General features: G+C 44.3%; 4 protein-coding genes. 3 read left to right on the top strand and 1 reads right to left on the bottom strand.

Features of this window, described 5'->3' with window-relative positions; genetic code table 11:
- Nucleotides 1-75 precede the first annotated feature (75 nt).
- Nucleotides 76-1,227 (bottom strand): MFS transporter, encoded by a 1,152-nt coding sequence (locus tag BCT81_RS22635; protein WP_102425930.1) that lies wholly within the window; start codon nucleotides 1,225-1,227, stop codon nucleotides 76-78.
- A gap of 162 nt (nucleotides 1,228-1,389) precedes the next feature.
- On the opposite strand from BCT81_RS22635, the gene BCT81_RS22630 reads away from it, so the two are divergent.
- From BCT81_RS22630 to dgcN, 3 genes are all read left to right on the top strand, one after another.
- Nucleotides 1,390-2,181 carry a helix-turn-helix transcriptional regulator gene (locus BCT81_RS22630; protein ID WP_102425929.1) on the top strand — a complete coding sequence of 264 codons (792 nt, stop codon included), beginning with the start codon at nucleotides 1,390-1,392 and terminating at the stop codon, nucleotides 2,179-2,181.
- Between the two features lie 83 nt (nucleotides 2,182-2,264).
- Nucleotides 2,265-3,146 carry a LysR family transcriptional regulator gene (locus BCT81_RS22625; protein WP_102425928.1) on the top strand — a complete coding sequence of 294 codons (882 nt, stop codon included), beginning with the start codon at nucleotides 2,265-2,267 and terminating at the stop codon, nucleotides 3,144-3,146.
- Between the two features lie 144 nt (nucleotides 3,147-3,290).
- Nucleotides 3,291-4,298, top strand: a complete 1,008-nt coding sequence (gene dgcN / locus BCT81_RS22620; RefSeq protein ID WP_102425927.1) for an N-acetyltransferase DgcN — start codon at nucleotides 3,291-3,293, stop codon at nucleotides 4,296-4,298.
- The last annotated feature ends 42 nt before the right edge of the window (nucleotides 4,299-4,340 follow it).

Here is a 4,340-nt window from a genome sequence, read left to right as displayed (position 1 = left end):
CCTTTGTATTAGTTAATGTATGTCCGTAATAAAAAACCACCTAACAAGGTGGTTTTTTTGTTTTAAGAGGTAAGGCTATTGACGCTTCATCTGATGCAGTCTGTGCATGACAACCAATACAATGGCGGCAACAGCGCAAGCCAAAAGCGTCAATGCTAAGTCGGCGAACTCGGCTGCTCTGTGTAAGCCAAAGCCAATAATCAAGTAATAAAACAGGCCTAATAGAGCTCCGGCACTGCCTAAATGGTCGTGATATTTAGTCAAAGCGCCACTGAGCAAATTAGGTAACGCAAGCCCGAATGATAACGATACAAATACCATTGGGATGAAGAACCAAACGGATTCCTGCATGATAAATACACCAATGCCTGCAATAAGTAATAGGCAAGACGCAAACGCTACAATTTTGTCATGGCTTAAATGCATGCGAATTAGCTTCATATTAATAACAGAGCCTAATACTGACCCCATCGCAAGAATAAAACCGGTATTACCAAAAAAGTTCACACTTGCCCCTAATTGCTCAAACATAAACGGGGCAATACTGTAGTACGAGAATAGCGCTATATTAAATAGCCCAACCATTAACGTTACGTACCAGATGTGTGCATCGGTAAGCATTTTTATAGCAACAGAAATTAGGCTGTCTCTTTTTGTATTTGCTGGCTTTGTTTCTGGCAGTTTACCTAATGACCAAATCAGTAAGATAGCCACAAGTACCACCATCGCCATGAATACCCATTTATAGCCACCTATAGATGTCAACCAACTACCAGCCAACATCCCAACAACAGGGCTGATACCAATAGAGGTACCCACAATCGAGAAGACGTGGCTGAGTTCTTTACCTTGATAACCATCACGGATAATAGTCTGTGTGCAAACAGAACCAACAGCGGCACCAAAAGCACAGCAGCCAAAGCCCGTGAGCATTAAAGTGAATGTCGGCGCTAACATGGTAAACAGAGCTGCAATGATAAAGACGACTAACCCAAGTAAGGTAGAGACTCGTCTTCCTAATACATCACACATGCGCCCCCAGAATACGACTCCGAATGCAAAAGCAATGAAGAATATAGACATCGCTTGTGCCGCTTCACTACTGGTAACCCCAAAGTGGTTTTTTACAGAAGTCAGAGCTGGGCTATACATGGTTTCTACTATTTGCGGAAACATCAGCAACACAACCGCCAATGGGATAGAAATTTTTCCAATAATCTTGTTCATTTTTTGTTTTCAAATACCTCTAATTAATATCGTAATGATTTAGTTATTTCCTGAACCTCTTAATCAGAGGGATAACAGAACAGGTACTATTCTAGGCATGATGTGCTAATGTCTTATAATGAGATTTGGACATAAAATATCGAAATAAGGACAGTCTGTTCAATGGCATTGATTTCAGAACAAGATGACTTTTGTGCAGACGACCATAACGGGTTAGTCGTTGGTGTTGCTGCTGAGGTTTCTAATCACGCTTCCGGCATACATTTTCATGAAAAAGACCAGTTACTGTTTTCGAAGCACGGATGCATGACAATCACATTAGAAGATGTGAAGTATGTCTTGCCTCCAATGAGGGCTGCATGGATCCCGAAAGGCGTTCAACACGATGCTCAGATGACTAACATTACCCAATATCGCTCACTGTACTTTGATCAATCCTTGTCAGAGCGCTTGCCTAGAGGTGTGATGATTTTCGATATCACTGCGTTAATGAGAGTCTTGATAGAACGAATGGCATTTTGGGCATTTGACAAGCCGAATAATGAGCAAATTAATACGTTGAATTTGTTTATCGAAGAGTTAAACGACTCGCAAGAGGTGTACTTGTCGTTGCCGTTACCTCAAGACCACCGTCTCAAATCTTGGTTATCTGATATTGATAACAAAGATTTTATGGCACCGTCGTTGGCACAATTGAGTGAGGTTGTTGGAGCGAGCGAAAAGACGATCACTCGGATCTTTAATAAAGAAACCGGGATGCCATATCAAAGTTGGCGTCAGCAGTGGCGCTTGTTGGGGGCGATTGAATTACTGTCGAGTGGCATGCGCATATCGGATGTCGCCTATAGGTTGGAGTTCTCTAGTGACAGTGCATTTATTCATTTCTTTCGTCAGAAAACAGGCATGACACCAATGAATTACATGACCAACACATCCAACGCGGAGGCTATGTAACCTTCGTTAATGTCAGCCTCTAATCGCAATGTATATGTTAGTCTAGTGGCTTAATTACGCTCGCGAATCACAAGGACATCGATTTGAACCTAAGACAATTGGAAGTCTTTTACGCCATTATGCAGACCGGAACCGTATCTGGAGCAGCACGTAGCTTGCATGTGTCCCAGCCTAATGTGACGCGTATTTTGGCGCACACTGAGCAGCAGTTGGGGTTTGGCTTGTTCGAGCGTGTCAAAGGTCGATTGGTACCAACGGTTGAAGCGAAAACCTTGTTACCAGAAGCGGAGAAGGTCTACCAACAATTAGGCCAATTTCGCTCTTTGACCAACAAAGTGAAGCAAGGCCATCAGCACTTACGTATTGGTGCGCCGCCGATTCTAGCGACCAAATTGCTGACTCCGGTAGTCGCCCAAATGTCTCGCGAGCAAGAGCTCTCTTTTGAGTTGTTAACTGCCAATCGCGACGAACTGTGTTCAGGGTTATTGAAGCATGAGCTTGATATTGCTATCGCATTTGGAGACGAAGCACCGCCAGCGATACTGTCAGAAACGCTATTAACCAAATCCCTTCAGGTTCTAGTTCCATCTAACACCGTAGAGCATCTACCGACAGAGTTAACCTTTGATGACTTAATCAATTATCCGTTACCAATTATCGGGCTTGATAGTCGTGACCCCTTGGGTTTGCTGCTCCATCAAAGCTTGATTGCGCGAGATGAGCATTATCATCACCCAATATCGGTACGCGGATATAGCGCTGCGGCGGAGCTGGTTAAGCACCAAGCAGGGTTTGCGATTGTTGATCCGTGGACGGCAGAACAGTATCAAAATGACGATGCAGTCTGTGTGTTGCCACTTCAACCAGCTATTACTTTCTCAGTATCGACTCTATGCGCTGAGCATACGCCACAGTCGATTGCAGCTAAACAGTTCATTTCAGCACTGCAGCGCTCATGTTATTAGCTAAGTGCTGTTAGCTGATTAGTTTACCGTCTCCAATTACTACCCATAACATCATGTTATAGGCACGCGATAAATAGGCATTCGGCAGGGCTCAACTTCTTAATTAAGGTAAATCCATACAAGGACTCTTAATTAGGAATACACATGTCTATCGCTCAACCTTACCTTCTTTTTCTTGGGGATGTTACTGACCCATTGGCTGCAAAAACCGCTCGTGGTATTCACCAATGGCGCCCTGAAATCTGCCTCGGCCAATTACGTTTAACAGAAGAGACAGTTTCTCTTGGTTTGACGGATATGGCCTTGCAAGAGGCACAAGCGCAGGGCGCGAAAACGCTAGTGATTGGTACAGCCAATCCAGGCGGAGTGATCCCTGAGTCATGGCAACCAACCATACTGGCAGCTGCAGAAATGGGATTTGAGATTGCATCGGGCATGCACCAACGCTTGAGTGAATTTTCACCGCTTGCTGACATGCAGCAGCGAGGATTGACTAAGCTTCATGATGTGCGCCATTTTGATGGTGTTCTAAACGTTGGTAATGGCAAGTCTCGCCAAGGTAAGCGTCTGCTCACTGTTGGAACCGATTGCTCGGTAGGCAAGATGTTTTCTGCACTGGCGATTGAAAAATCGCTTAAAGAAGCGGGAACATCTGCTCAGTTTAAAGCGACAGGGCAGACTGGCATCTTGATTGAAGGCAGCGGTATTTCGATTGATGCAGTGGTGGCAGATTTTATCTCTGGTGCGGTTGAAGCGATTAGCCCAGATTTTAATGAACACGAATGGGACATCATTGAAGGGCAGGGCTCTTTATTTAACCCTTCTTTTGCAGGCGTGAGTTTGGGTTTGTTGCATGGTGCGCAAGCTGATGCTTTAGTGCTATGTCATGAAGTAGGGCGCCCACATATTCGCAATCTACCGCATGCTAAATTGCCGACAATAGAACAAACTATTGATGCAAATTTACAAGCCGCGCGATTAACAAATCCAGATGTGAAGCTAGTGGGTATCTGCCTGAACACATCTGCGATTAGCATTGAAGAGGCTGAGACATTGTGCCAAGAATGGAGCGAGACCTATCAAGTACCAGTAACGGATCCAGTGCGATTTGGTGTACAACACATTACTGATCATTTGCGACATTCACTTTAACGATTTCATCATTTCTACGTTTCCATTTGTTAAAGCGAACAT

This window comes from Vibrio sp. 10N.261.52.A1, assembly GCF_002876325.1.
GTDB classification, from domain to species: domain Bacteria; phylum Pseudomonadota; class Gammaproteobacteria; order Enterobacterales; family Vibrionaceae; genus Vibrio; species Vibrio chagasii.
The sequence above is the reverse complement of the archived record's forward strand: the minus strand, read 5'-3'. Positions and strand labels throughout refer to the sequence as shown.